This window comes from uncultured Microbacterium sp., assembly GCF_963521645.1.
In the GTDB taxonomy this organism is placed as follows: Bacteria; Actinomycetota; Actinomycetes; order Actinomycetales; family Microbacteriaceae; genus Microbacterium.
On record NZ_CAUQVQ010000001.1, the window covers coordinates 1 to 25,972 of the forward strand.

Here is a 25,972-nt window from a genome sequence, read left to right on the forward strand (position 1 = left end):
CCCCGCCCGAGACGATGACCGCTCCCCCCGTCGCCAGATCGCCGGCGAGATCCGCGGCGACGGACTCGCCGTAGGCACTCGCGGCACGCGCCCCGACGATGGCGACGCGTGGATCGCGGACGAGCAGCGAGGGATCGCCGCGCACCCAGAGGACCACCGGGGCGTGAGCGCCGAGATCGTTCAGTGCTCGGGGCCATTCGGGGTCTCCGGGAACCACGAGGCGCGCCGACACGTCGCGCGCATCGGTGGCCGCGCGCCTCACCCGGTGCGGATCCGCACGCGGGGTCCAGCGTGCGATGCCCTCCGCGACAGGAGCGCTCAAGGTGCCGGGAGCCACGAGCGCCCCGTCGTCTCCGAAGGCGACGCGCAGAGCCTCGACCGCGCCCAGCTGTTGGATCAGCGTGCCGGCCACGCCGTCGCCGGGCTCGGCCAGCACAGACCAGGCGATCCGGGCGAGCGTCTCATCCGTAGCTCCGCCGCCGTGCACATCGTCGACGGCAGCGCGGAGCGCGGGGTCTGAGATAACGTCACGGATCACGAGACGATCCCTCTCTTGAGGACGAGTGCGCCACCGATCTCGTCGCGGCCCGGCCGGTCGACTCCCGCCAGGTCGGCCAGGGTCCAGGCGACTCGGAGCACACGATCGTATCCGCGGAGCGTGAGCACGCCGCGCTCCAGAGCACGGTCGAGTGGAGAGCGTGCGGCGGAATCGATGCGGAGGTCGATCTGCCGGAGACGGGACCCGGGTATCTCCGCGTTCCGCCGCCACGGCGTGCCCCGCCACCTGGCGACCGCACGGTCGCGCGCGCGGCAGACCCGATCCCGGGCGACGGCGGAGGAGATCGATCCCTGTGCGTTGGTCATCGCCTGGACCGTGCCCACTCGCGCCAGCTGCAACTCGATGTCGACCCGGTCGCGGAGCGGACCCGACAGCCGCGTCGAGTAGCGACGGATCGCCAGAGACGGGCAGACGCACTCGGATCCTCGTACGCCGTAGTTGCCGCAGGGACACGGATTCATCGCCAGGACGAGCTGGAAACGCGCAGGATAGCTGGCTGTGAAACCCGCACGGCTGACTTCGATGGACCCCGCCTCGAGCGGCTGACGCAGCGAATCGAGCGCGACGCGGGAGAACTCGGCGGCTTCGTCGAGGAACAGCACGCCGCGGTGCGCTCGGACGATCGCGCCGGGCCGCGCCGCGCGGGACCCGCCCCCGACGAGTGCGGCGACCGACGCGCTGTGGTGCGGGGCCTGGATCGGCGGGACGAAGTCGAGGCTGCGCACGGACTCGCCGGTGAGCGAGCGGATCGATGCGACCTCGAGCGCCTCATCGTCGGTGAGCCTCGGGAGGATTCCGGGGAGCCTTCTCGCCAACATCGTCTTCCCCGCGCCCGGAGGGCCGCTGAGAAGCATGTGGTGGCCGCCGGCCGCCGCCACGATCAACGCCTCGACTGCCGCATCCTGACCGACGACATCCGAGAGATCGAGAGGATCCGACTCGTCTGTGAGCGCGACGGGCAGATCGACCGGGTCGCGATCCGTCACTTCGATGTCGGCGCCATGCCACGCAGCCACGTGGCCGAGGGTGTTCGCGGCGCGGACATCGATCCCCGGCACGAGCCTCGCCTCGGCCTCGTTCGCATACGGCACGATCACGGCGTCGAAGCCCGCGCGGGCGGCGGCGAAGACCGCGGGAAGCACCCCGGGCACGGGCCTGAGGCGCCCGTCGAGACCGAGCTCGCCCAGATGCACGGTGCGAGCGATCGAGCGCGTCTGAAGCGCGCCGCCCGATGCCAACGCCGCGACTGCGATGCTCAGATCGAATGCAGAGCCCTGCTTCGGCAGACTCGCCGGTGAGAGGTTCACCGTCAGACGGCGGCGTGGGAGCGGAAGCCCGACGTTCGCGCACGCGTTGTGGACGCGTTGAACGGCCTCTCCCAGCGACTTGTCGGGCAGACCGATGATCTTGAACTCCGGAGTCTGATTCGAGAGGTCTGCCTCGACCTCGACCATGTGCCCCACGACGCCCGTGAGCGCCACTGCCCAGGTCCGCGCCGTCGTCACGAGAGATCCCTCAGGTGCTCGAGCGCGCCCGTGGCCGGGTCGGCGCCCACGATGCCGATCGCCTCGAGAGCGATGTCGAGGCCGAGTGCCTCGTCCGGATGCGCCGCGGCCCACGCGTGCGCGAGCCGCCAGAGCCGCCGGCGCTTCCGATGATCCACTGCTTCGAACGGGTGACCGAACGCATCCGTTCGGCGCGTCTTCACCTCGACGATGGCCAGTCGCGTGCCGATCCGAGCGACGACGTCGACCTCGCCCTGGTCGCAACGCCAGTTCCTGTCGAGGACGCGATAGCCGATCGCGTTCAGATATCGGACCGCACGTTCTTCACCGGCTCTGCCGAGGTCGTCTTTCGCTGCCATGCGGACAGACTGCCCGCACGGCGGTCCGGGTGCGTGGCCCTCAGCCCGCCGACAGCGGACGTCGTGGATATCCGCCGCATCGCCTCAGCGTGTGCAGAGCGGGTCACTCGCCGTCGAGCGAGAGCTCCTGAGGAATCTCGAACTCGCGCCGCTGGAGCTCCTCCACGTTCACATCCTTGAACGTCAGCACGCGCACGGCCTTCACGAATCGGTCGGCACGATAGATGTCCCAGACCCACACGTCGGTCATCGAGATCTCGAAGTAGAAGTCGTGCTCGGTGTCACGCCGGACCACATTGACCTCGTTGGCGAGGTAGAACCGCCTCTCGGTCTCGACGACGTACTGGAACTGTGCGACGACATCCCGGTACTCGCGGAACAGTGCGAGCTCGAGCTCGCGGTCGTAGTCGTCGAAGGCTTCCTCATCCATGATCACTCCATCCTAGAGTCGGCGACCCGACCGAGCCGCATGCGATCTCAGAACAGCGTCGGTGCGTCCGTGATCGCCCAGGAGGAACGGTGATGCGGCGAGAGCCCGAGCTCACGGATCGCCAGGCGATGCTCGGCGCTCGCGTACCCCTTGTTCCGGTGCCACTGGTACTCAGGGTGGTCGACGTGGATTCCGACCATGTGCGTATCCCTCGCCACCTTGGCGATGACCGACGCCGCGGACACGGAGGCGCAATCTCGGTCGGCCTTGATCACCGGGCGTACCTGAAGAGGGCTCGGGTGCACCGCTGAGACGTAGTCGTGGTTGCCGTCGAGAAGCACGATCGTGTTCGTAAGCACGACCCCCTGGTCGGCGATGCTCTGCACCGCCCGAGACGCGGCGAGCCCGAGAGCGCGCATGATCCCCAGCTCATCGACTTCGGACGAACTGGCCCAGCCGACGCCGGAGGCGCGCACCCAGGCTGCGGCTCGGAGCGCCACGTCAGGCCGACGCTGCTCGGGGACGAGCTTGGAATCACGGAGTCCATCCGGCACGCGCCGACGGGCGCCCGAGGCATCCATCATGGCCGCCCCCACCGCGACCGGACCTGCGAGTGCGCCTCGGCCGACCTCGTCGAGGGAGACCACGTACTCGTACTCCTTGAGCATTCTCCGCTCGAGGGACAGCGTCGGCGCAACGGGTGTCATTCCGCGTCCGGTACCCCGTTGAAGCTGTCATGATGCCCGTCGATCGTTCCGAGACGATCGAGCGGCCAGGTGGTGAGGAACGCCCTGCCGACCACGTTGTCGAGCGGAACGAAACCTCCGCTCGGCAGCTCCTGGTGTGCGCGCGAGTCTCGCGAACGATCCCGATTGTCCCCGAGCAGCCACAGTGAGCCGTCGGGAACCGTGACGTCGAACGCCTCGTTCGATGCAGCCGTGTCACCGTCCGGAAGATTGAGGTACTCCAGCTCGTCGATCGGAGCATCGTTGATCGTGATCTGTCCCAGCGCGTTGCAGCAGACCACGTGATCGCCCGGCAGTCCGATGACGCGCTTGACGAGGTGGTCCTGCGAGTCCGTCGCCGAGATACCGATCACGTTGAGGACCCAGTCCACCGCCTCCACCAGCGGCGGTTGAGCAGGAGTCTGCGGCACCCCGTCCAGCCAGCCGCCGGGATCCTTGAAGACGACGACGTCTCCTCGTTCGTACGAGGTCCAGCGAGGTGTCAGCTCATCGACGAGGATCCGATCCTTGACCATGAGGGTGCGTTCCATGGACGCGGAGGGGATGTAGAACGAGCGCACGACGAACGTCTTCACCAGGAACGACACGACCGCCGCGATCACGATGATCACGAGCACGTCGCGCAGGAAGATCAGGAGACCACGGGGCCGTCTCGTCCGAGGCCTGGACGCAGCCGCTGAGTCACTCGTCATCTGGAATCCTTCACAGTCTCGTACCGCTCTGAGACGGCAGTACCAAGGTTCGCACACCTCGCTGAAAACACAGCACCCCGGGACATCGTGTCCCGGGGTGCTGTGGAGAACGCGAACGTCAGTTGTCGCGCTTCTCCTTGATCTTCGCCTTCTTGCCGCGCAGCTGGCGGAGGTAGTACAGCTTGGCGCGACGCACGTCACCGCGCGTGACGACCTCGATGTGGTCGATCACCGGGGAGTGCACCGGGAAGGTACGCTCGACGCCGACCTGGAAGCTGATCTTGCGAACGGTGAACGTCTCGCGCACGCCGTCGCCCTGGCGGCCGATGACGACGCCCTTGAAGACCTGGATACGCGAGCGGGTGCCCTCGGTGATGTTGACGTGCACGTTGACCGTGTCACCGGGGTGGAAGACGGGGATGTCCGAGCGCAGCGATGCTGCGTCGACGGCGTCGAGGATCTGCATGATCATCTCTCTCTGCACTCGCCTCAGGACGGTTGCATGATGTTGGAAGGAACAAGAACGGGTTCGTGTCGAACGGCGCCGAAGCGTCCGCGGGCTCCCCTGAGGCAGAGCCGGTCACGGCACAATCATCCATTCTGCCACGGGAGCACTCCGTGACCAAAACGCGCCGGCCGTCAGTCGCGGGAGTCGGTCTCCCGCACGACGATGACCTCGGGTGCGCTGTCGGGACGAGCGGACGAGCCGACCGTCCCCACTCCCTCTGTCATCGACCAGGACACCGTCTGACGGAAGCCGGCGCCGTTCGCCTTGGCCTCGGTCCACAGCTGCCAGAACTGGAGCCAGAACATCCCGATCCCGACGACCACCGCGGCCGCGAGGAGCCAGCCGAATGCGCCGTCGATGAAGAATCCCACCGCGATGGTCAGACCGTGCCAGAGCGTGAAACCCGCGACGTCCCACCAGGACACCGCGCGTTCGGCACGCACCGATGGTCGCGACCGCGTGAGCAGGGTCAGCACCAGCTGTCCGATGAACACCGAGGGCACGGCGATGAACAGCACCCAGAGGATCGCCCACCCGCCCTGGAACACGCCCCACCCGATGAACAGCCACAGCGGCAGCAGGAAGGCCGCCGGAATCAGCCAGCGGAAGAATGCCTGACGAAGCCACATGTCAAAATCGTACGACCATCCACCGGCTCCTGTCCCGCTGTTCGCTGTGAGCGCGTGGACCCGCGCTATCGGCATATCGGGGAGAATGGATGAGACGAGAGGACACCCGATGATCGAACTGCGCACCCCTGCCGAGATCGACGAGATGCGCGCCGCAGGTCGATTCGTGGCCGAGACGCTGGCCACCCTGCGGGATGAGACGAAGGTCGGAACGAACCTGCTGTCCATCGACCGCCGTGCACACGACATGATTCGAAAGGCGGGTGCCGAATCCTGCTACATCGACTACCACCCGTCGTTCGGCGCGAGCCCCTTCGGCAAGGTCATCTGCACGTCGATCAACGACGCAGTGCTGCATGGTCTCCCCCACGACTACGAGCTGCGGGACGGCGACCTCGTGTCGCTCGATTTCGCCGTGTCGGTCGACGGCTGGGTCGCCGACTCCGCCGTGTCCTTCGTGGTCGGCACGCCCCGCGAGGAAGATCTGCGCATCATCGACACGACCGAGCGCGCTCTCGAGGCCGCGATCGGAGCAGCCGTCGTCGGCAACAGGATCGGCGACATCTCTGCCGCGATCGCAGCCGTGTCGCACGGCGAGGGCTACTCGATAAACACGGATTTCGGCGGGCACGGCGTCGGTCGCATCATGCACGGAGACCCTCACGTGCCGAACGACGGTCGGCCGGGCAGAGGCTTCCCGCTGCGCGAAGGACTCGTCTTCGCGCTCGAGCCGTGGTTGCTCGAGACGACGGACGAGCTCATCACCGATCCGGACGGCTGGACCCTCCGCAGTGTCGACGGCTCGCGGGGCGCTCACTCCGAGCACACGGTCGCGGTGACAGCCGACGGGCCGATCATCCTGACGGACAGGTCCTTCCTCGGGGTCCGCTGACCTCGGGCGTCCTCATCGTCGGCATGGACGGTGAGGACGCGACCTCTTCTCTCAGGACTCGTCCCCGGACAGGAGGTCGGGACGACGGCTGCGCGTGCGCTCGATCTGCTGCTCACGACGCCACGTCGCGATCGCCCCGTGATTGCCGCTGAGCAGCACGTCGGGGACGCCGCGCTCGCGCCACACCGACGGTTTCGTGTACGACGGGTATTCGAGCAGGCCGTCCTCGTGCGATTCCTCGACGAGGCTCTCGGGGTTTCCGACCACGCCCGGGATGAGTCGCCCGATGGCCTCGATCATCGCCATGGTCGCGACCTCACCGCCGTTGAGCACGTAATCGCCGAGGCTGATGAGTCGCACCTCGCCGACGGATGACGCATACTCGAAGACCCGCTCGTCGATGCCCTCATATCGGCCGCATCCGAAGATGAGATGCTCGCGCGTGCTCAGCTCCCGAGCCGTCGCCTGAGTGAAGACCTCACCGGCAGGCGAAGGGAAGATGATCGTCGAGGGCGGCGCCGGAGGCCGCGATGCGAGCTCGTCGAGAGCGAGGCCCCACGGTTCCGGCTTCATGACCATGCCCGCGCCGCCGCCGTAGGGCGTGTCATCGACGGTCCGGTGCCGGTCGAAGGTCCATTCCCGGAGGTCGCGGACGGACAGATCCAGGATGCCGGCGCTCTGCGCCTTTCCGAGCAGGGAGAGCGCGAGCCCGTCGAAGTACGACGGGAAGATGGAGAGGACGTCGATGCGCACGGTGGCCTGACGGACGGTCACTCGGAGTCGTCGGAGCCCGACGACTCGGCGTCGGCATCCTCCGGCGTGTCGGGAAGCTCTTCGAAGAGTCCCGGAGGCGGCGTCACGACGACGCGCCCGGCAGACACGTCCACAGTCGGCACGATCGCCTTGACGAACGGCACGAGGATCTCTCTGTCGCCCGAGCGGACGATGAGGAGATCCTGCGCGGGGAAGTGCTCGACGCGCGCGACCTTGCCGACGACGAGGCCATCACGCACGACGTCGAGACCGACGAGCTGATGATCGAACCATGCGTCGTCCTCGACCTCGTCGGAATCCTGGTCGATCCAGAGGATCGCGCGAACGAGCGTCTCCGCGGCGTCGCGGTCGTCGACGTCCTGAAGGAAGACGACGGGGTTGCCGTTCATCACGCGGTACTCGCGCACGACCACGGTCTTGCCATGCCACGGAGATGCCTCGGGCACCTGCAACGTGAACTCGGCTCCCGGTGTGAACCGACGTTCCGGGTTGTCGGTGTACAGCTCCAGCTTGAGGGCGCCCTTGAGGCCGTGGGCCTTGACGAGGCGCCCCACACGCAACTGGTTCTTGCCCTGATTGCGATCCTTGGACACCACGTCAGTCATCCGCGACATCGACGCGGACGCGACGCCCGTCCGCGAGAGCGGAGATGAGCGTACGCAGAGCTTTCGCGGTGCGGCCGCCGCGCCCGATCACGCGTCCACGATCATCGGGGTGCACGCGCACCTCGAGGAGATCGCCTCGCGGCGAGGTGGACGAGTCGACACGCACATCATCCGGGTGATCGACGATCCCCTTGACGATGTGTTCGAGCGCGGCGGCGAGCACGACGGATTACTCTGCGTCGGCGGCGGGAGCCTCAGCGGCCTCCGCGTCGGCAGCGGCGGGAGCCTCCTCAGCGGGAGTCTCCACCTTCTTCTCCGCCTTGGGCTTGACGACCGACTTCTTGGCGGCGTCGATCTCGAACGGAGCCTTGGGCTCTGCGACCTTGAGGGTCGACTTCGCGTCCTTGTCGCCCTTGAACTTGCCCCAGTCGCCCGTGATCTTGAGGAGGGCGGTGACCTGCTCGGTCGGCTGTGCGCCGACGGAGAGCCAGTACTGAGCACGCTCGGAGTCGACCTCGATGAACGAGGGCTCCTCGGTGGGGTGGTACTTGCCGATCTCCTCGATCACTCGACCATCGCGCTTGGTGCGCGAGTCGGCGACGACGATGCGGTAGTACGGCGCGCGGATCTTGCCCAGGCGCTTGAGACGAATCTTGACAGCCACGATTCTCCTGAATTGTGTGGAAGGAAACGAACCGGTCGCCTGGAGAGTGGGGTGCACACCCGGCGGAAGCTCAAATGAGGAGGAAGAGTGCTGGATAGAGGGTCGAGCACGTCGTCCGACCTTCTATTCTGCCAGATGCGCACGCCTGGCGCGAAACCGAGAGACACGGCGGTTGCGAGCCGGTGCGGGCTGCGTGTCAGACTGTGCTCGTGAAGCTCGATTTCGCGCCGTCCGCGCGGTCCACCGTCGGCCTGGAGTGGGAGATCATGCTCGCGGATCCCGCGAGTGGCGATCTCGTCGGTCGCGCGCCCGAGCTGCTGGCGGCCCTGGAGGCCGAGAGCGCAGACGAACGGCACACCGTGACGGGCGAGCTGCTGACCAACACGATCGAGGTCACGAGCGGCATCGGCGATTCGGTGGCGCACGCAGTCGACGACATCGCCAACGCCATCTCGGCGGTGCGGCTGGCCACCGACCCCGCGGGCATCGAGCTGCTCTCCGCGGGCAGCCACCCCTTCGCCCAGTGGTACGACCAGCAGGTCACCGACAAGACCCGGTACCACACGCTCATCGAGCGCACGCAGTGGTGGGGTCGCAACATGATGATCTGGGGCATCCATGTGCACATCGGCGTGGAGGACCAGCGGAAGGTCATCCCGATCATCAACGCGCTGGCCGCCTATCTCCCCCATCTGCAGGCACTGGCTGCGTCCAGCCCCTTCTGGGCGGGCGAGCGCACGGGATACGCCTCGAACCGAGCACTCGTGTTCCAGCAGCTGCCGACCGCTGGGCTGCCCTGGCCGCTCACCGACTGGTCGCAGTACGAGGCCTACCTCGACGACATGGTGCGGACCGGGGTCATGGCCGACGCCACCGAGGTCCGCTGGGACATCCGACCCGCCCCCAGATGGGGGACGATCGAGGTGCGCGCGTGCGACGGCCTGTCGACGCTGCCGGAGCTCGCAGCGATGGCAGCGCTGGTGCAGGTGCTGGTGGAGCACCTCTCGCGCCAGCTCGACGAGGGTCGCGATCTCGCGACCATGCCCGCCTGGTTCCACCGCGAGAACAAGTGGCGCGCGGCCCGGTACGGCCTCGATGCCCGCGTGATCGTGGACGCCGCGGGAACCCAGCGCCACGTGCGCGACCACCTGGCCGAGATCATCGAAGAGCTCGCCCCGGTCGCGGTCGAACTCGGATGCGTCCGCGAATTCGGGAGCATCGGATCGATCCTGAGCGACGGCGCCAGCTACGAGCGGCAGCTGACGATCGCCAACGCCACGGGAGGAGACCTGGGAGCAGTCGTGCAGCACCTGATACGCGAGTTCCGCTCCGGTCCCGAGGCGTCGACCGACGGACCGTGAGGTCAGTCGTCGACCAGCATCCGCGCCAGCCCCTCGTCGAGCACGACGTCTGTGACGAGGTCTGCGGCGATCGCTGCTCGGAGACTCACGAGCTTGGGAGCCCCTGACACGACGCACACACGGCGAGGCACGCGGCGCAGCCTGTCGAGACCCGGACCGGTCGCTCGCGCGTTCACCCGGATGTCGCGCCACGAGCCGTCGGCACGGAAGAACACGGTCGCGACATCGCCGATCGCGTGGTCCTCGCGCAGGCTCCGGTAGTCGTCCCTGCTCAGGTATCCCCCGACGTACACCCGGCTCGGGACCTCGGCCGCCGGAGATCCGAGACTGAAGATCGCGATGTCCATCTTCGACTGGAGGTCGAGGACTCGCCGCGTGCTCCTCTCGCGCCACATCGCCTCGCGGGTCGCGGGGTCGTCGAAGAACGCGGGAACCGGGAACTGCTGCACCTGCGCTCCGAACGCACTCCCGAACCGCTGAAGTATGTCGCTCGAATACTCGACACCGCTCGTCTGCGTGTTGCCGGCGCCGTTCAGCTGGACGAACGTCGTGTTGTGAGTCTCCTTCTGGGTGAGTCCCTGACTCACCGCGCTGATCGTCGATCCCCACGCGACACCGACGATCATGTTGGAGTCGACGAACTGCGACAGCAACCTTCCCGCTGTCAGCGCCACCCTTTCGAGCCGCTCGACCTCGCTCACGATCTCCGGAATCGGCACGACGTGCGCCACGACCCTGTGGCGGTCGCGGATGCGCTGCTCCAGCATGCCCAGTCTCTCGAGCGGGGAGTTGATCCGGATGTCGACGAGGCCGCTCTCCCGCGCGTAGCTGAGAAGCCTGGACACCGATGACCGCGAGGTGTGCAGTTCCTTCGCGATCACCTCCATGGTCTTGTCCTGCATGTAGTAGAGCTGAGCGGCGGTGAGCGCGGCGATCAGCTTTGCATCCCGGGATTCTGCGGCTGGCTGTGCCATGTCTGCCTCCTGGACATAGATCCTTGCACATATGTGCAGCTGGCTTGCGCACAGCGGGCGCGCGGGTCGAAGCTGGGAGGACGCAGAGAGAAGGGTCGAAGATGATCGAGTCGACACACTCATCACCCGAACGCGCGGAGGTCCGCGCCGTACGTGAATCCGGACGCACGAGCGTCGTCATCATCGGAGCGGGGATCAACGGGATCTCCACGTTCCGTGACCTGGCGCTCCAGGGCGTGGATGTACTCCTCGTCGAGCGCGGCGATTTCGCATCCGGAGCATCAGCGGCGTCGAGCCACATGATCCACGGCGGCATCCGCTACCTCGAGAACGGCGAGTTCCGCCTGGTCCGAGAGTCGGTCGAGGAGCGCAACGGGCTCCTCAAGATCGCGCCGCACTACGTGAAGCCGCTGCAGACGACGATTCCGATCTACTCCACGTTCTCCGGCATCCTCTCCGCCCCCCTGCGCTTCCTCACGCACAAGAGCGGCAAGCCGCAGGAGCGCGGCGCGTTCCTCATCAAGGTCGGCCTGACGATCTACGACACGTTCTCCCGCGATGGCGGCACGGTCCCCCGTCACCGTTTCCTCGGGCGAAAGCGCTCACTCGCGGAGCTCCCCTCGCTCGACCCGAACATCAAGTACACCGCGACGTACTACGACGCATCGATGCACGACCCGGAGCGTCTCGCGCTGGACGTGCTGCAGGACGGACGAGCGGCACACCCCGGCGCCGTAGCCCTCAACTACGTCGAGGCGATCGCCCGCGACGGAGAGAAGGTCGTGCTCCGCGACCGCGAGAGCGGCACCGAGTTCACGGTCGCCGCGGACGTCGTGGTGAACGCATCCGGTCCCTGGACCGACCTCACGAACGACGCACTCGGCACGGACACGAAGTTCATGGGTGGAACCAAGGGTTCGCACATCGTGCTGGACCACCCCGAACTCCTCGAGGCCACCCGCGGTCGGGAGATCTTCTTCGAGCACTCCGACGGTCGCATCGTCCTGATCTACCCGCTGAAGGGTCGCGTGCTCGTCGGAACGACGGACATCGATGCCGATCCGCGCGAGGTCCCTGTGTGCACGGACGAGGAGATCGACTACTTCTTCGACCTCATCCACCACGTGTTCCCGACCATCGACGTGACGCGCGAGCAGATCGTCTTCAACTTCTCGGGAATCCGCCCGCTGCCGCGCCACGAGGACACCGCTCCCGGGTTCGTGTCGCGCGACTACCGCATCGAGGTCGATGACAAGGGCGCAGCCCCCCTCGTCAGCCTCGTCGGCGGCAAGTGGACCACGTTCCGCGCGCTCGGCGAGTCGCTCTCGAATGTCGTACTGGGTCTCCTCGGCCGCACCCGCACCGTCTCGACGGTCGGACGCGCGATCGGCGGCGGCCGGGAGTTCCCGCGCACCGAGAAGGCCCGTCGGATCTGGATCCAGGAGAACCTTCCGGGAGCCGGCGATCGGGCGGAGCGCCTGCTGGCGCGCTACGGCACGCGCGCGGCTCAGGTCTGGCAGTACGTGGAGCAGGGCGACGACTCGCCGCTCGCCGGCGGCGACCTCTCGACGAGGGAGCTGGCCTGGATGGTGGAGAACGAGATGATCGCTCGCCTGCAGGACGTCGTGCTGCGCCGCACCAGCATCGCCTTCATCGGGCATGCGGATGCCGATGTGCTCGACGAGGTTGCAGACGCGCTCGCTCCGCTGCTCGACTGGGATCGCTCGCGCCGCGATACTGAAGTCGATCAGACGCGTGAGCTGCTGAACGAAAGGCATGGACTCCACATCTCGTCCCGCGCACGCGGCTGACGAGATATCCGAACACCGCCCTCCACGCGGTGTAACTCCCAACAAGTGCCAGGGCTATGGGGCCCTGGCACTCAAGAAAGGTCAATGAAGACATGACTGAAGTGAATCTCGGTCTCTACTTCCTCTCGGAGTTCGTCGGCACAGCGATGCTGATCCTCCTCGGATGTGGAGTGGTCGCGAACGTCGCGCTCGCGAAGAACAAGGGCTTCGGCGGCGGCTTCCTGATGGTCAACTGGGGATGGGGCCTCGCGGTCTTCGTGGGTGTGCTCGCCTCGGCATACTCGGGCGCGATCCTGAACCCTGCCGTGGGAATCGGTCTCCTCGTCGCCGACAAAATCGACTTCTCACAGTTCGCGGTCGCCACCGGCGCTGAGCTGCTCGGTGCGATCGTCGGTGCGATCCTCACCTGGCTCGCCTACAAGCAGCACTTCGACGAGGAGCCCGACCCGGCCAACAAGCTGGGCGTCTTCTCGACCGGTCCTGCGATCCGCTCGTACGGCTGGAACCTCGTGACCGAGGTCATCGGCACCTTCGTCCTCGTGTTCGCCGTCTTCGCCTTCGCGGACTACGGCGACATCGAGATCGGCGTCCCCGGAGGCCTCGGACCCCTCAGCGCCCTGCCTGTCGCGCTCGTCGTCGTCGCGATCGGTGCCTCCCTCGGTGGACCGACCGGCTACGCGATCAACCCTGCGCGTGACCTCGGCCCCCGCATCGCCCACGCCATCCTGCCGATCAAGGGCAAGGGTTCGAGCGACTGGTCGTACTCGTGGGTGCCGGTCGTCGGTCCCCTCGTCGGTGGTGTCCTCGCCGCCGTGGCCGCGCCCGCCCTCCTCGGCCTCGCTTGACCCCCGCCCCTACTTCAAAGGAGAACACAATGGCCGACTACATCATCGCCATCGATCAGGGAACCACCTCCAGCCGCGCGATCATCTTCGACAAGAAGGGGAACATCGTCGCGACCGGTCAGAAGGAGCACGAGCAGATCCTCCCCAAGGCGGGCTGGGTCGAACACGACCCCGCCGAGATCTGGCGCAACGTGCAGGAGGTCATCGGCCTCGCACTCAGCCGCGCCGACCTCACGCGCCACGACATCGCCGCGGTCGGCATCACGAACCAGCGTGAGACGGCCGTCGTCTGGGACAAGACGACCGGAAAGGCCGTCTACAACGCGATCGTCTGGCAGGACACGCGCACGCAGGAGATCGTCGACCGCCTCGCAGCCGACGGCGGTGTCGAGCGGTTCAAGCCGATCGTCGGCCTCCCCCTCGCCACCTACTTCTCAGGGACGAAGATCGCCTGGATCCTCGAGAACGTCGAGGGTGCCCGCGAGAAGGCCGAGGCGGGCGACCTCGTCTTCGGCACGACCGACAGCTGGGTGCTGTGGAACCTCACGGGCGGGGTCGACGGCGGTGTCCACGTGACGGACGTCACCAACGCCTCCCGCACGATGTTCATGGATCTCGAGACGCTCGAGTGGCGTGACGACATCCTCGAGGCGTTCGGCGTGCCGCGCTCGATGATGCCCGAGATCCGCTCCTCCTCCGAGGTGTACGGCGCGGCAGAGGACTCGTCGCTGCTGCGCGAGACGCCGATCGCCGGCATCCTGGGCGATCAGCAGGCGGCGACTTTCGGTCAGGCGGCCTTCAACACGGGCGAGAGCAAGAACACCTACGGCACCGGCTGCTTCCTGATCTTCAACACGGGCGAGGAGATCGTCCACTCGAAGAACGGACTGCTGACCACGGTCGGGTACAAGCTGGGCGACGGACCGACGCACTATGCGCTCGAGGGCTCGATCGCGGTCACGGGATCTCTGATCCAGTGGCTGCGCGACCAGCTCGGCATCATCGGCTCGGCTCCCGAGGTGGAGAAGCTCGCCGAGCAGGTCGAGGACAACGGCGGCGTGTACATCGTCCCCGCGTTCTCCGGTCTGTTCGCGCCGTACTGGCGCCCGGACGCCCGCGGAGCGATCGTCGGTCTCACCCGCTACGCGAACAAGAACCACATCGCTCGCGCTGCGCTCGAGGCCGTGGCCTTCCAGACCCGAGACGTGCTCGACGCGGTCAACGCCGATGCCGGTGTCGACCTCACCGAGCTGAAGGTCGATGGGGGCATGGTCGCGAACGACGCGCTCATGCAGTTCCAGGCCGACGTGCTCGGCGTGCCGGTGGTGCGCCCCGTGGTCGCCGAGACCACCGCGCTCGGTGCCGCGTACGCCGCCGGTCTGGCCGTCGGATTCTGGAACGGTCTGGACGACCTCTCCGCCAACTGGCAGGAGGACCGTCGCTGGGAGCCGTCGATGGAGGACGCCGAGCGCGACCGCCAGCTGCGGCTGTGGCGCAAGGCCGTCACCAAGTCCATGGACTGGGTCGACGAAGACGTGAAGTGATCTCAGAGTTCTGAGGAAGCGGGCCCGGAGGATTCCTCCGGGCCCGCTTCGCCGTTCGGGCGTGCGGTGGAGTCCGGAAGGATCCTCAGGAAGGCCATGGCCACCGCCCGCGGTGCCTTGGCATCCCAGGCCGCGTGCTCGACCCGTACGGGGCCGCGTGTGATCTCGGCAGTGCTCAGGTGCGAGCGAGCCGCTCCGACCACACCGGGCGCCGAGAGCGTGACCGCGAGCCCGGCGGCGACGAGTCCCAGCAGCAGTTCGACCGAATCCGCTTCGAAGGCGACATCGCGCCGGATGCCGGAGGCGGCGAACGCGGCGTCGCTCTGAGCGCGCCCTGACGTGCCGGCGGGGAAATCCGCGAACACTTCATCGGCGAGGTCTTCGAGCACGAGGGCGGCACGCTCCGCGAGGCGATGGGTCGATGGCAGGACGGCCACGAGCGGCTCGCGTGCGAGCTCGCGGGAGGCGACGCCGTCGGGAACGATCCCCTCACGCAGTCCGAGCAGCGCGACGTCGAGCTCGCCGCGGCGGACTGCGGCGACCAGAGCGTCGCTGTTGCCGACGGTGAGCTCCACGCGGGCCTCCGCGTGCTCTCGTCGGAACAGGGATATCGCGCGCGGGACCGACACCGCCGTGACGGTGGGAATCACGCCGAGACGCAGCGTGCCGACCACACGTCCCGCTGCCTCGGCCGCCGATTCGCGCGCGAGGTCTGCGGCGGCGACGGCTGTCTTGGCGTGGTGCAGGAACGCCTCCCCCGCGTCGGTCGTGCGTACGCTCCGACTCGACCGCACGAACAGTCGTTGTCCGAGTTCGCGCTCCAGCGCGGCGATCTGATGGCTCAGGGCGGACTGGGTCACGAAGCAGTTCTCGGCCGCGCGAGTGAAGCTCGAGGTCGACGCCACTTCGACCACGTACCGCATCTGCTGGAGGTCCATTCATCCATGATCCCTCTTCATGTAAAGCGTGACAAGCATGCGTTGGACTCATGACTGATGAGCCCTCAGGCTGAAATCATGAACCGCCTGACGCTGCTCCTGCTCACATCGCTTGCCCCCCTCTCATGGGGCACGACGTACCTCGTCACGACGGAGCTTCTTCCTGCCGACCACCCGCTGTTGGCCGGACTGCTGCGGTCCCTTCCCGCAGGGCTGCTCGCTCTCGCACTGAGCCGAACGCTCCCGCCGCGCGGTTGGCGGCTCAAGACACTCATGCTCGGCGTCCTCAACATCGGCGCATTCTTCCCCTTGCTCTTCCTCGCCGCGGAACGCCTTCCCGGCGGCGTGGCGGCGGCCGTCGCAGGCGTGCAGCCTCTGATCATCCTGGGTCTGGGTGCGCTCGTCCTCCGGGACACCATCCGTCCGCTGACGGCCGCGGCGGCCGCGGTCGGGGCCGTCGGAGTCGCATTCGTGGTCCTCGGTCCGGCGGCACGGCTCGACGCGATCGGAGTCGCCGCAGCGGTCGGCGGAGTCACGGCGACGGCGCTCGGCATGACACTCACCAAACGCTGGGGACGGCCGGTCGCGGCAGGGCCGATCGCCTATGCGGGGTGGCAGCTCACTGCGGGAGGACTGTTCCTTCTTCCGCTCACCCTCACGGTCGAAGGCCTCCCCCCGACACTGGACGGCGGTGCGGTGCTCGGTTACCTCTGGTTGGGCACGGTCGGCGGGCTCATCGCCTACACGCTCTGGTTCCGTGGCATACACGCGCTCCCCGTGATCGCTCCGGGGCTGCTCGCGCTGCTCTCCCCTGTCGTGGCGACGCTGCTGGGAACCCTGTTCGCAGCAGAGACGTTCACACCGATGCAGGGTCTCGGTCTCGCTCTCGTGCTGAGCGCACTGATCGGCGGACAGCTCGCGGCACTCCGCACGCCCCTCGTCAGGCCCGCGTACACCACGGGGTCTGTGCGCGCGGCGACGCGGCAGTGAGCGTGCTCAGCCCTTGCCGAAGAGCTTCTGGATCTCGGCGAGATCGGCCTCACTCGGGGCCTTCGCCCCACCGAGGCCGAAACCCGAACCGGTGGGTGTCGATGCCGAAGCGAGTCCGGCGTTCTCTGCCGCGCGCTTCGCCGGGTTCCCGGATCGCGACCCGCCGGAGGACTTGCCCTTCTTCCCTCGCTTCGACGACGCTCCCGGCTTGCCCATACCGGGCATGGATCCCATTCCGGGGATGTTCGGGGTGCCGCCGCGGGCGACGGTCTTCATCATCTTGGCGGCCTGATCGAAGCGCTGCACCAGCTGATTGACGTCGGTCACGGTCATTCCCGAACCGCGTGCGATGCGAAGGCGACGCGAACCGTTGAGGATCTTCGGATTGCGCCGCTCGCCCGGAGTCATCGACCGGATGATGGCCTCTGTGCGGTCGATCTCGCGCTCGTCGAAGTCCTCGAGCTGCTGCTTCATCTGCCCCATGCCGGGGAGCATCCCCAGCATCTTCTTCATCGACCCCATCTTCTTCATCTGCTGAAGCTGGTCGAGGAAGTCCTCGAGCGTGAACTGCTCGGTCGCGAGCTTCTCGGCCATCTTGACGGCCTCTTCCTCGTCGAAGGCCTGCTGGGCCTGCTCGATGAGGGTGAGGATGTCGCCGAGGTCGAGGATGCGGCTCGCCATGCGGTCGGGATGGAAGGGCTCGAGGTCTTCGAGACGCTCTCCGGTCGAGGCGAAGATGATGGGACGACCGGTCACGGAGGCGACGGACAGCGCGGCCCCACCACGGGCGTCGCCGTCGAGCTTCGAGAGCACGACACCGGTGAAGTCGACACCCTCCTGGAAGGCACGCGCGGTGTTGACCGCATCCTGACCGATCATGGCGTCGATGACGAAGAGGACCTCGTCGGGGTCGGTCGCCTTGCGGATGTCGGACGCCTGCTTCATGAGCTCGGCGTCCACACCCAGCCGACCTGCGGTGTCGATGATGACGACGTCGTGCTGCTGACGCCGCGCATAGTCGACACCGTCACGGGAGACCTTGACCGGGTCCCCGACGCCGTTGCCCGGCTCGGGCGCGTAGACCGTCGCGCCGGCCTGCTCGGCCACGACCTGGAGCTGGTTCACCGCGTTGGGGCGCTGGAGGTCGGCAGCGACGAGGAGAGGAGTGTGCCCCTCGCCCTCGAGCTGCTTCGCGAGCTTGCCCGCGAAGGTGGTCTTCCCCGAGCCCTGGAGGCCGGCGAGCATGATGACCGTGGGAGCCGTCTTGGCGAACTGCAGTCGACGCTGCTCGCCGCCGAGGATCTGGACGAGCTCCTCGTTGACGATCTGCACGACCTGCTGCGCCGGGTTCAGCGCCTTGTTGACCTCGTCGCCGAGGGCGCGCTCACGCACCTTCGCCGTGAACTCCTTGACAACGGAGAGCGCGACGTCGGCGTCGAGCAGGGCGCGACGGATCTCGCGCACCGTGCCGTCGACGTCGGCCGCAGTGAGCTTTCCCTTCGTGCGCAGATTGCGGAAGGTCTCAGTGAGTCGATCGGAGAGCGTGCCAAAGGTTGCCATGGTGAATCCGAGTTTACGCGAATCCGGCCCGGTTCTCCGCGAGCACGGAGGGCGTCAGTCGTGCGATGCACCCCAGGGCAGCCGATCGACGGCGCTGACGGCGTCGCGGAACCGGTCTCCCACCGACCCACGCCCCGCTCCGCCCTCGGCCCACGCGCGCACAGCGGCGAGCACGGCGGCCGCCCAGGTCGCCGCGACGATGTCCGCGGTCAGAGCCGCGACGCCCGATCGGCGGGCCAGATCCGCCAGCGCCGCCGCCAACCGAGCCTGACGGAGTGCGGCATCCTGCTCCAACTCGTCGTCGAGCCCCATGGCCGAGGAATTGGTCATCGCGAGCGCCAGACTGTCGGGCGCGAAGTCCTCGACGAGCGCGGACAGGATGCGTCTGACCACGACGCCGTCGCGGTCCTCGGGCACGGTCACGAGATCCTCGACCGCTCGGGCGATGCGGTCGTCGAGACCGGACCACAGCACGTCGCTCTTGGAGGAGAAGTAGTTGAAGAAGCTCGAGCGGCTCACTCCGGCGCGCTGCGTGATGTCCGCGACGGAGGTGGCGTCGTACCCGCGCTCGAGGAAGAGCTCGCAGGCCGCCTCCGCGAGCGTTTCGCGGGAGGACGCCTTGGGACGCCCCGCCCGACTCGTGCTGCTCATGCTCACACGCTACCGCGCGTCGCTCCCGCGCGCCCCACGGCGATGCGAGGAGTATTCTTAGACACAATCCATCAATTGAACGAGAGCGACCTCGCATGCTCGACATCATCACCCCCGGACTCGCGCCGTCGTACGTCCCGTACGCACAGGCCTGGGACCTGCAACGTCACATCCACACGGACGTGGTGGACGGCACGCGTCCCGACACGCTCATACTGCTCGAGCACGAAGCCGTCTACACCGCCGGCAAACGCACGGAGCCGCAGGAGAGACCGCAGGACGGCACTCCGGTGATCGACGTCGACCGAGGCGGCAAGATCACCTGGCACGGACCGGGACAGCTCGTGGGCTACCCGATCGTGCGCCTGCCCGAGCCGATGGACGTCGTCGCGCATGTGCGCAGACTCGAGCGGATCCTCATCGATGTCCTCCGTCCGCTGGGGGTCGACGGCTATCAGGTCGACGGCCGCAGCGGCGTTTGGGTCCGCCGCCCCCTCTCCGAAGACAAGGTCGCTGCGATCGGGGTGCGCGTGCAGCGCGGCGTGACCATGCACGGTTTCGCGATCAACTGCGACAACACCCTCGCGGGGTTCCGCGGCATCATCCCCTGCGGAATCACCGACGCCGGCGTGACGACCGTGAGCGAGGTCGTCGGAGCCGACGTCTCCCCCGCCGACATCGTCGACGCGATGTCCGCCGCCTTCCTCGCCGAATACTCGTCCGCCGACCACGCAGGAGTCCCCGCATGACCGCCGCACCCGAAGGACGCAAGCTCCTCCGCCTCGAGATCCGCAACGCCGAGACCCCGATCGAGCGCAAGCCCGAGTGGGTCAAGACCAAGGCGAAGATGGGGCCCGAGTACACCGCTCTCCATTCGCTCGTGAAGAGCGAGGATCTGCACACGGTGTGCCAGGAAGCCGGGTGCCCCAACATCTTCGAGTGCTGGGAGGACAGGGAGGCGACGTTCCTGATCGGCGGATCGCAATGCACGCGGCGCTGCGACTTCTGCCAGATCGACACCGGCAAGCCGGATGCCTACGACACCGACGAGCCCCGGCGCGTCGCCGAGAGCGTGGCTCGGATGAATCTGCGGTACGCCACGGTGACGAGCGTCGCACGCGACGACCTCCCCGACACGGGGGCATGGCTGAACGCCGAGACCGTGCGGAAGATCCACGAGCTCAATCCGAACACGGGCGTGGAGCTGCTCGCGAACGAGCACAACGCCGATCCCGCGTTCCTGGGCCAGATCTTCGATGCACGCCCTGAGGTGTTCGCGCACAACGTCGAGACGGTGCCTCGCATCTTCAAGCGCATCCGGCCCGCCTTCCGCTACGAGCGCTCACTCGACGTGATCACGCAGGGCCGGAACGCCGGTCTGATCACCAAGTCCAACCTGATCCTGGGAATGGGCGAGGAGCCGGAGGAGGTCGTGCAGGCACTGAACGACCTCCATGACGCCGGGTGCGACATCATCACGATCACCCAGTACCTGCGTCCTTCTCCGCGCCACCTTCCGGTGTCGCGGTGGGTGAAGCCTGCGGAGTTCGTGGAGTTCAAAGCGGAAGCCGAGCGCATCGGGTTCCTCGGTGTGCTCGCCGGCCCCCTGGTGCGCTCGTCGTACCGCGCCGGTCGCCTGTGGGCCCAGTCCATGGTGTCCAAGGGACGGACCATCCCGCCGCACCTCGCGCACATCGCGGAGAGTGCGGATCTCGGGTTCGCTCAGGCGGTGTGAGCGCCCGGCAGGAGAGAGCGAACCCGCGTCAGTCGGCACTCATGACCGACTGCACAGTGCCGTCGGATCCGAGGTTCACGAGCAGCACGTCGTCTGTCGTACCTTCGTCGAGCGCATACTCCAGCACGGCGAAGGGCTCCGAGCCGCCGTGCTCGTCCGCCAGGATCGTCATGCTCATGAGCCTGAGCGAGCGGATGATGTCGACTGCGGCGTCTCCGCTGACGTCGACCAGGACGTCAGCGAGCTCATCGCCGTAGACCTCCTGCTGCTGCAGGATGTATTCGGTCACCTCGCTCGTGCGGTCGTCGACTTCCGAGAGCATCCCCCGTCTGGCCGTCCCGTCCACGTTCTCCAGACCGGCGATCAGCGAGGCGGCGATGTCGAGCGCGTCCGTGGACACGTCGTCCTGGTCCGGGGCGGTGAGATCCACGGTGACACTCTGGTCACCGAGCTCGACGGTCTCAGACCAGAAGATCGAGCCGTCGGGCCCCGAGGACAGGAGTCCGAAGTAGTCGTGTTCGATCGCCATAACGCTATGAAACCAGCCTCGTGCTCGTGACGGTAGTCCTGTGTCAGCCGACCATCGACCGGACGAAGACATGGGGGGTGAATCCGGTGAGATCGTCGATGCCCTCGCCCTGCCCCAGGAGCTTCACGGGGATTCCGGTGCGTTCTTGGACCGCGAGCACGAATCCGCCCTTGGCCGATCCGTCCAGCTTCGTGAGCACGAGACCGGTGACTCCGGCGTGCTGCAGGAACGCCTCCGCCTGCATCACGCCGTTCTGACCGGTCGTGGCGTCGAGCACGAGCAGCACCTCGCTGATCGGAGCCTGCTTCTCGATGACTCGGCGGATCTTGGAGAGCTCGTCCATGAGCCCGCCTTTCGTGTGCAGGCGTCCCGCGGTGTCGATGATCGCGATCTCGATCCCCTCGCGCTGCGCGTATTCGACGGTCTGATACGCCACGGACGCCGGATCCTGGCCCTCCTGCTGGGGGCGGACGATCGCCGCTCCCCCACGCTGCGCCCACGTGGCGAGCTGGTCGACTGCCGCCGCGCGGAACGTGTCGGCAGCTCCGACGACCACGCTGCGCTGGTATCCGCGGAGGAACTTGGTGAACTTGCCGATCGTCGTGGTCTTGCCCACGCCGTTGACGCCGACGACCAGCACCACCGCCGGACGCTCGGTGAGCTTGAGAGTGGTGTCGAACCTGGCGAAATGCTCCTCGAGCGTCTCGCGGAGCATCCGCTGCAGGTCCTGAGGATCTGTCGTGCGATAGCGCTCGACCTTGTCCCTCAGCTCGTCGACGACTCGCTCGCTGATCTCGGGGCCGAAGTCTGCCGTGATGAGCGCGGTCTCGAGGTCCTCCCACGTCGTCTCGTCGATCGTGGGCTTGACGAACATCCCGCGCAGCGCACGGGTGAGGGACCAGGACTTCTCCGCCATGCCTCCAGCCTACGGGTCGCTTCCTGAGATCCCTTGCGGACACGGGTGCAGCGGGCGTCAGCTGGCGGCAGCTTCTCTGGTTCCGACCCGCTGTCCCACGACCGCGGAGACACCGTCCTGGCGCATCGACACGCCGTACAGCGCGTCTGCGATCTCCATCGTGCGCTTCTGATGCGTGATGACCAAGAGCTGCGAGCTCTCGCGGAGCTGCTCGAAGACCGTGAGCAGACGCCCGAGATTGGCGTCGTCGAGTGCCGCCTCGACCTCGTCGAGGATGTAGAAGGGGCTGGGACGAGCCTTGAAGATCGCGACGAGAAGCGCGACGGCGGCGAGCGAACGCTCTCCTCCGGACAGGAGCGACAGCCGTTCGATCTTCTTGCCGACCGGACGCACCGAGACCTCGATGCCGGTCGTGAGCATGTTCTCCGGATCGGTGAGCGAGATGCTCCCCGACCCGCCGGGGAACAGCACCGGGAACACCTCGCCGAAGGCGACCCGCGTGTCTTCGAAGGCGCTGGCGAAGATGGTCTGCATCCGCTCGTCGAGATCCGCGATGATCGTCAGCAGATCCTGGCGCGTCTGAGTGAGGTCGGCCAGCTGCTCCGTGAGGAAGGCGTGACGCTGCTCGAGCGCGGCGAACTCCTCTAGCGCCAGCGGATTCACCCTGCCCAGCTGAGCGAGCTTGCGCTCCGCCTCGGCGAGGCGCCGCTGCTGGATCCGCCTGTCGAACGGGATGGCGGTGTCGTCAGGCTGCTCGTCGTCGTGCCCGGTTCCCGGATCGCGCGGAACCAGCTGATCGGGACCATATTCCGCAACGAGAATATCTTCGTCGAGCGCCAACTCGGATCCCACTCGCTCGAGCAGACTGTGCAGGTGGAGCTTCTTCTCGTGGATCTGAAGCTCGAGTCCATGCACGCTCTCCGTGAGCCCGGCGAGCCTGTCACGCAGCGAGGCCTCCTGCGCGCGCAGTGCAGTGAGCTCCTGATTCTGGGCCGAGCGGGCGGCTTCGGCTTCCGCCAGCGCCACTCTCGCCTCGGTGACGGAGCGGTCGATCGAGTCGAGGACGCGCGGAAGCTCGTCCGCGACGGCTCGGGCCGCCTCGCGCTGAGCGCGCCGCACGACGGCGCGCCGCGCAGCCTGTGCCGCCGCGTCACGTTCGTGCTCTCGCTGGCGCTCCAGACTCACGACCCGCGCCTGTGCCGCACGCACCCTCTCGCGCAGGGTCTCGATCTCGAGTCGCGCGCGGATCTCGTCCTCTCGGGCCGCTTCGAGTGCGTCCAGAAGGCCGTCTCGTGCGGAAGCGTCGAGCACGGGCCTCGGCGACGACACCGCGACCTGGAGCTCCTCCTGGGCTCTCGCCGCATTCTCCTCGGCATCCACGACCGCCGCCTGAGCCTGCGCGAGACCGGATTCGAGCCGCTCGCACTCGGCGACCGCCGATTCGTGCGTGACGGTGATGCGGTTCACGCGCTCGGCGCGGCTCGCGAGCGCGGCGTCGTGCTCTCGGAGCGCCCGGAGCGCGTCCTTCGCGTGTCGACGAGTCGTCTCCACGAGCTCGTTCGCCTCATCGCGCGCCTCCCGCAGGGAGTCCACGATCACCTGCACCTCGGCGAGCCGCTCATCCGCCGCATCCCGCTCGGCGGCGAGCTCGATCCGTGAGCGGTCCCCGCCCGAACCTGTGCGCAGCGTCTGGGCGGTGACCACATCTCCGGATGTGGTCACGACTGTCGTCGTGACGTCGCCGGCCGTGTCGAGGGTCGTGCGCGCTGCTCGCGCCGCATCGAGACTGTCCGCGATCACGACATGCGACAGGATGCCGAGGACTCCGTCCGGCGCGGTGACCGTGTCGACGGCCGCGGTGACGCCGTCGATCTTCGATGCGTCCACCGTCCCGCGCGCTCCGTCGGCGATGACGAAGTCCACCACTCCGCGACCGCTTTCGGCGGACTCCGCGGCAAGAGCGAAGGCGTCGGAGAAGCGCTCGACGAGCACACCCTCCGCCAGTGGCCCGAGCACCGCGGCGATCGCTGCCTCGAAGCCCGCCCGCACCTGCACCGCATCGCCGACCAGGCCGCGGATGCCGTCGCCTCCGGTCTCCACGATCTCCGCCGCGCCTCCGGAGATCGCGAGGGCACTGCCCAGAGCAGCAGACTTCGCCAGGAGCGAGTCCACCTCCCGTTCGGCGGCGTGCAGGCGATCTCGGAGCGTGTCGCGCTCGGATTCGGCCGCCGTCGCCGCGCGCTGCGCGGCCTCGTACGCGGCGGAGTACTCGGCTGCTGTACCCTCGGGCGCCTCCCCGTCCTCCATGGCTTCCAGTGCGTCCGCCGCATCACGGCGTCGACTGTTCGCGGCCTCGAGCGCGTTCTCCTGTCGCAGCACGGCGCCTCGCACGGCGGCGAGGGCGGACGCCGCCGCATCGGCAGCGCCGCGCAGCGTCGTGAGGTGCATGTCGTACTCCGACACCAGCGCACTCTGCTCGGCGATGTCGACGTCAAGTGTGTCGAGCTCGGCGCGTGCGTGCACGACGGCGCGGCTCGCGATCGCCGCAGCGTCCTGTGCATCACCGAGTCCTGCGGAGACCTCCGTGATCTCGTCCTTCGCTGCGTCGATCGCGCTCTGAGTCACGGTCACCGCGGTGACCGCGGCATCGTCGTCCTCCGAACCGAGGAGGGCGAGACGCTGGTTCGCCAGCGTGTACAGTCCCCGCATCCGCTCCTGCACCTGCTCGAGTCCGAAGGCGACTCCACGGGCCTGGTCCACCGCGATCGAGTTCTGATCGCGCTCCAACCGTGCGATGTCGGCCCGCACGGCCTCGGCCTGATCGCTGAGCACGAGCCGTTCGGTGTGCCGTTCCTGCTCGGTGCGAGTGTGATCGGCCAGAGCTGTTCGCAGAGCCACCACGTCATCGGCGAAGATGCGAGCCTTCGCATCGCGCACGACGGCGGCGATGGTCTGCGCCTCCCGTGCGATCTCGGCCTGCCGGCCCAGAGGCTTCAACTGGCGACGGATCTCTCCGGCGAGATCGCTCAGCCGGGTGAGGTTGGTCTCCATCGCGTCGAGCTTGCGAAGGGTCTTCTCCTTCCGTCGACGGTGCTTGAGGATCCCTGCCGCCTCTTCGATGAAGCCGCGACGATCCTCGGGAGAGGCCTGCAGCACGGTGTCCAGACGCCCCTGGCCCACGATCACGTGCATCTCCCGGCCCAGCCCCGAGTCGCTCAGCAGCTCCTGCACATCCAGCAGGCGGCAGTTCTCGCCGTTGATCGCATACTCGCTGGAGCCGCTGCGGAAGAGAGTCCGGCTGATCGTGACCTCGGCGTAATCGATGGGCAGCGCACCGTCGCTGTTGTCGATCGTCAACTGCACCTCAGCCCGGCCGAGAGGCCCCCGCGTCGAGGTGCCCGCGAAGATCACGTCTTCCATCTTGCCGCCGCGCAGGGTCTTCGCTCCCTGTTCGCCCATCACCCAGGCGAGCGCGTCGACCACGTTGGACTTGCCCGATCCGTTCGGACCGACGATGCACGTCACACCCGGTTCGAAGACGAAGCTGGTCGGCTGCGCGAAGGACTTGAACCCCTTGAGGGTCAGGCTCTTCAGATGCATGCGCGCGCCGCGCTTCCGGGGTGAATCACGCCCATACGCTACCGGAACGACGTCTCAGAATCGGGATACCGCGCAGGTTCGCAGCGAACCGGCACGCGGCGCGACACGCCGATGCGCGCGGGCGATGCTTGACGGACACGCCCGGGATTCGCTAC

General features: G+C 67.5%; 27 protein-coding genes. 8 read left to right on the forward strand and 19 right to left on the reverse strand.

The annotated features are described in order from the left end of the window. The 8 genes from RWO82_RS00005 to RWO82_RS00040 all read right to left on the reverse strand — a co-directional run. A partial coding sequence (locus tag RWO82_RS00005) for a DNA-processing protein DprA (RefSeq protein WP_314421986.1) occupies nucleotides 1-538 on the reverse strand: 538 nt, incomplete at its 3' end. Further along, nucleotides 535-2,064: a YifB family Mg chelatase-like AAA ATPase gene (locus RWO82_RS00010; RefSeq protein ID WP_314421987.1), complete on the reverse strand. Its 1,530-nt coding sequence runs from the start codon at nucleotides 2,062-2,064 to the stop codon at nucleotides 535-537. The genes RWO82_RS00010 and RWO82_RS00005, both read right to left, overlap by 4 nt. After that, complete coding sequence (locus RWO82_RS00015; protein WP_314421989.1) at nucleotides 2,061-2,423, reverse strand: YraN family protein; 363 nt, start codon at nucleotides 2,421-2,423, stop codon at nucleotides 2,061-2,063. The genes RWO82_RS00010 and RWO82_RS00015 overlap by 4 nt, the downstream gene beginning before the upstream one ends. A gap of 103 nt (nucleotides 2,424-2,526) precedes the next feature. Then, complete coding sequence (locus RWO82_RS00020) at nucleotides 2,527-2,853, reverse strand: DUF2469 family protein (protein ID WP_201469650.1); 327 nt, start codon at nucleotides 2,851-2,853, stop codon at nucleotides 2,527-2,529. A gap of 47 nt (nucleotides 2,854-2,900) precedes the next feature. Continuing rightward, a complete protein-coding gene (locus RWO82_RS00025; RefSeq protein ID WP_314421990.1) occupies nucleotides 2,901-3,560 on the reverse strand; it encodes a ribonuclease HII in 660 nt (219 codons plus the stop codon). After that, complete coding sequence (lepB, locus tag RWO82_RS00030) at nucleotides 3,557-4,291, reverse strand: signal peptidase I (protein ID WP_314421991.1); 735 nt, start codon at nucleotides 4,289-4,291, stop codon at nucleotides 3,557-3,559. Before lepB ends, RWO82_RS00025 begins: the two co-directional genes overlap by 4 nt. Before the next feature lie 118 nt (nucleotides 4,292-4,409). Beyond that, entirely contained in the window at nucleotides 4,410-4,757 is a 348-nt protein-coding gene (gene rplS / locus RWO82_RS00035; RefSeq protein ID WP_194764096.1) for a 50S ribosomal protein L19, read from the reverse strand. Nucleotides 4,758-4,930: 173 nt separating this feature from the next. Continuing rightward, nucleotides 4,931-5,428 (reverse strand): MFS transporter permease, encoded by a 498-nt coding sequence (locus tag RWO82_RS00040; protein ID WP_314421992.1) that lies wholly within the window; start codon nucleotides 5,426-5,428, stop codon nucleotides 4,931-4,933. Between the two features lie 109 nt (nucleotides 5,429-5,537). On the opposite strand from RWO82_RS00040, the gene map reads away from it, so the two are divergent. Next, complete coding sequence (gene map / locus RWO82_RS00045; protein ID WP_314421994.1) at nucleotides 5,538-6,320, forward strand: type I methionyl aminopeptidase; 783 nt, start codon at nucleotides 5,538-5,540, stop codon at nucleotides 6,318-6,320. Nucleotides 6,321-6,371: 51 nt separating this feature from the next. Here the strand turns inward: map and trmD are convergent, their stop codons facing one another. The 4 genes from trmD to rpsP are packed head-to-tail and all read right to left on the reverse strand — an operon-like array spanning nucleotide 6,372 to nucleotide 8,363. Further along, nucleotides 6,372-7,073, reverse strand: coding sequence for a tRNA (guanosine(37)-N1)-methyltransferase TrmD (gene trmD, locus RWO82_RS00050; RefSeq protein ID WP_314422239.1), 702 nt, complete (start codon nucleotides 7,071-7,073; stop codon nucleotides 6,372-6,374). Between the two features lie 17 nt (nucleotides 7,074-7,090). Next, entirely contained in the window at nucleotides 7,091-7,699 is a 609-nt protein-coding gene (rimM, locus tag RWO82_RS00055) for a ribosome maturation factor RimM (protein ID WP_314421995.1), read from the reverse strand. Next, on the reverse strand, nucleotides 7,692-7,922 hold the full coding sequence (locus RWO82_RS00060; RefSeq protein ID WP_314421996.1) for an RNA-binding protein: 231 nt from the start codon (nucleotides 7,920-7,922) through the stop codon (nucleotides 7,692-7,694). Before RWO82_RS00060 ends, rimM begins: the two co-directional genes overlap by 8 nt. Before the next feature lie 6 nt (nucleotides 7,923-7,928). Next, nucleotides 7,929-8,363, reverse strand: coding sequence for a 30S ribosomal protein S16 (gene rpsP, locus RWO82_RS00065; protein ID WP_314421997.1), 435 nt, complete (start codon nucleotides 8,361-8,363; stop codon nucleotides 7,929-7,931). Between the two features lie 209 nt (nucleotides 8,364-8,572). Between rpsP and RWO82_RS00070 the strand changes: the two genes are divergently transcribed. Next, a complete protein-coding gene (locus RWO82_RS00070; RefSeq protein ID WP_314421998.1) occupies nucleotides 8,573-9,724 on the forward strand; it encodes a glutamate--cysteine ligase in 1,152 nt (383 codons plus the stop codon). A gap of 2 nt (nucleotides 9,725-9,726) precedes the next feature. Here the strand turns inward: RWO82_RS00070 and RWO82_RS00075 are convergent, their stop codons facing one another. Then, complete coding sequence (locus RWO82_RS00075; RefSeq protein ID WP_314421999.1) at nucleotides 9,727-10,698, reverse strand: sugar-binding domain-containing protein; 972 nt, start codon at nucleotides 10,696-10,698, stop codon at nucleotides 9,727-9,729. 101 nt (nucleotides 10,699-10,799) lie between these two features. On the opposite strand from RWO82_RS00075, the gene RWO82_RS00080 reads away from it, so the two are divergent. From RWO82_RS00080 to glpK, 3 genes are all read left to right on the forward strand, one after another. After that, a complete protein-coding gene (locus RWO82_RS00080; RefSeq protein WP_314422000.1) occupies nucleotides 10,800-12,509 on the forward strand; it encodes a glycerol-3-phosphate dehydrogenase/oxidase in 1,710 nt (569 codons plus the stop codon). 92 nt (nucleotides 12,510-12,601) lie between these two features. Beyond that, on the forward strand, nucleotides 12,602-13,354 hold the full coding sequence (locus RWO82_RS00085) for an MIP/aquaporin family protein (protein WP_314422001.1): 753 nt from the start codon (nucleotides 12,602-12,604) through the stop codon (nucleotides 13,352-13,354). Nucleotides 13,355-13,383: 29 nt separating this feature from the next. Then, entirely contained in the window at nucleotides 13,384-14,898 is a 1,515-nt protein-coding gene (glpK, locus tag RWO82_RS00090; RefSeq protein ID WP_314422002.1) for a glycerol kinase GlpK, read from the forward strand. Nucleotides 14,899-14,900: 2 nt separating this feature from the next. Here glpK and RWO82_RS00095 read toward each other — a convergent pair whose 3' ends face one another. Next, nucleotides 14,901-15,836 carry a LysR substrate-binding domain-containing protein gene (locus tag RWO82_RS00095; RefSeq protein WP_314422003.1) on the reverse strand — a complete coding sequence of 312 codons (936 nt, stop codon included), beginning with the start codon at nucleotides 15,834-15,836 and terminating at the stop codon, nucleotides 14,901-14,903. A 78-nt stretch (nucleotides 15,837-15,914) separates the two neighbouring features. Between RWO82_RS00095 and RWO82_RS00100 the strand changes: the two genes are divergently transcribed. Then, nucleotides 15,915-16,826, forward strand: a complete 912-nt coding sequence (locus RWO82_RS00100) for an EamA family transporter (RefSeq protein ID WP_314422004.1) — start codon at nucleotides 15,915-15,917, stop codon at nucleotides 16,824-16,826. 6 nt (nucleotides 16,827-16,832) lie between these two features. Here RWO82_RS00100 and ffh read toward each other — a convergent pair whose 3' ends face one another. Both ffh and RWO82_RS00110 read right to left on the reverse strand, forming a co-directional pair. Continuing rightward, a complete protein-coding gene (gene ffh, locus RWO82_RS00105) occupies nucleotides 16,833-18,386 on the reverse strand; it encodes a signal recognition particle protein (protein ID WP_314422005.1) in 1,554 nt (517 codons plus the stop codon). 54 nt (nucleotides 18,387-18,440) lie between these two features. Continuing rightward, nucleotides 18,441-19,037, reverse strand: a complete 597-nt coding sequence (locus RWO82_RS00110; RefSeq protein ID WP_314422006.1) for a TetR/AcrR family transcriptional regulator — start codon at nucleotides 19,035-19,037, stop codon at nucleotides 18,441-18,443. A 95-nt stretch (nucleotides 19,038-19,132) separates the two neighbouring features. Between RWO82_RS00110 and lipB the strand changes: the two genes are divergently transcribed. Together lipB and lipA are read left to right on the forward strand one after the other, a co-directional pair. Next, nucleotides 19,133-19,786, forward strand: a complete 654-nt coding sequence (lipB, locus tag RWO82_RS00115) for a lipoyl(octanoyl) transferase LipB (RefSeq protein ID WP_314422008.1) — start codon at nucleotides 19,133-19,135, stop codon at nucleotides 19,784-19,786. Continuing rightward, entirely contained in the window at nucleotides 19,783-20,772 is a 990-nt protein-coding gene (gene lipA, locus RWO82_RS00120; protein ID WP_314422010.1) for a lipoyl synthase, read from the forward strand. The genes lipB and lipA overlap by 4 nt, the downstream gene beginning before the upstream one ends. A 28-nt stretch (nucleotides 20,773-20,800) precedes the next feature. Here the strand turns inward: lipA and RWO82_RS00125 are convergent, their stop codons facing one another. Genes RWO82_RS00125 through smc form a run of 3 tightly spaced genes read right to left on the reverse strand, consistent with a single transcriptional unit; the run spans nucleotide 20,801 to nucleotide 25,817 of the window. After that, nucleotides 20,801-21,301, reverse strand: a complete 501-nt coding sequence (locus RWO82_RS00125; RefSeq protein WP_314422011.1) for a DUF2004 domain-containing protein — start codon at nucleotides 21,299-21,301, stop codon at nucleotides 20,801-20,803. 43 nt (nucleotides 21,302-21,344) lie between these two features. Continuing rightward, nucleotides 21,345-22,217 (reverse strand): signal recognition particle-docking protein FtsY, encoded by an 873-nt coding sequence (gene ftsY, locus RWO82_RS00130; RefSeq protein WP_314422012.1) that lies wholly within the window; start codon nucleotides 22,215-22,217, stop codon nucleotides 21,345-21,347. A 57-nt stretch (nucleotides 22,218-22,274) separates the two neighbouring features. Next, the gene (gene smc / locus RWO82_RS00135; RefSeq protein ID WP_314422013.1) at nucleotides 22,275-25,817 is read right to left on the reverse strand and encodes a chromosome segregation protein SMC; all 3,543 of its coding nucleotides are present in this window, start codon (nucleotides 25,815-25,817) and stop codon (nucleotides 22,275-22,277) included. Nucleotides 25,818-25,972: the final 155 nt, after the last annotated feature.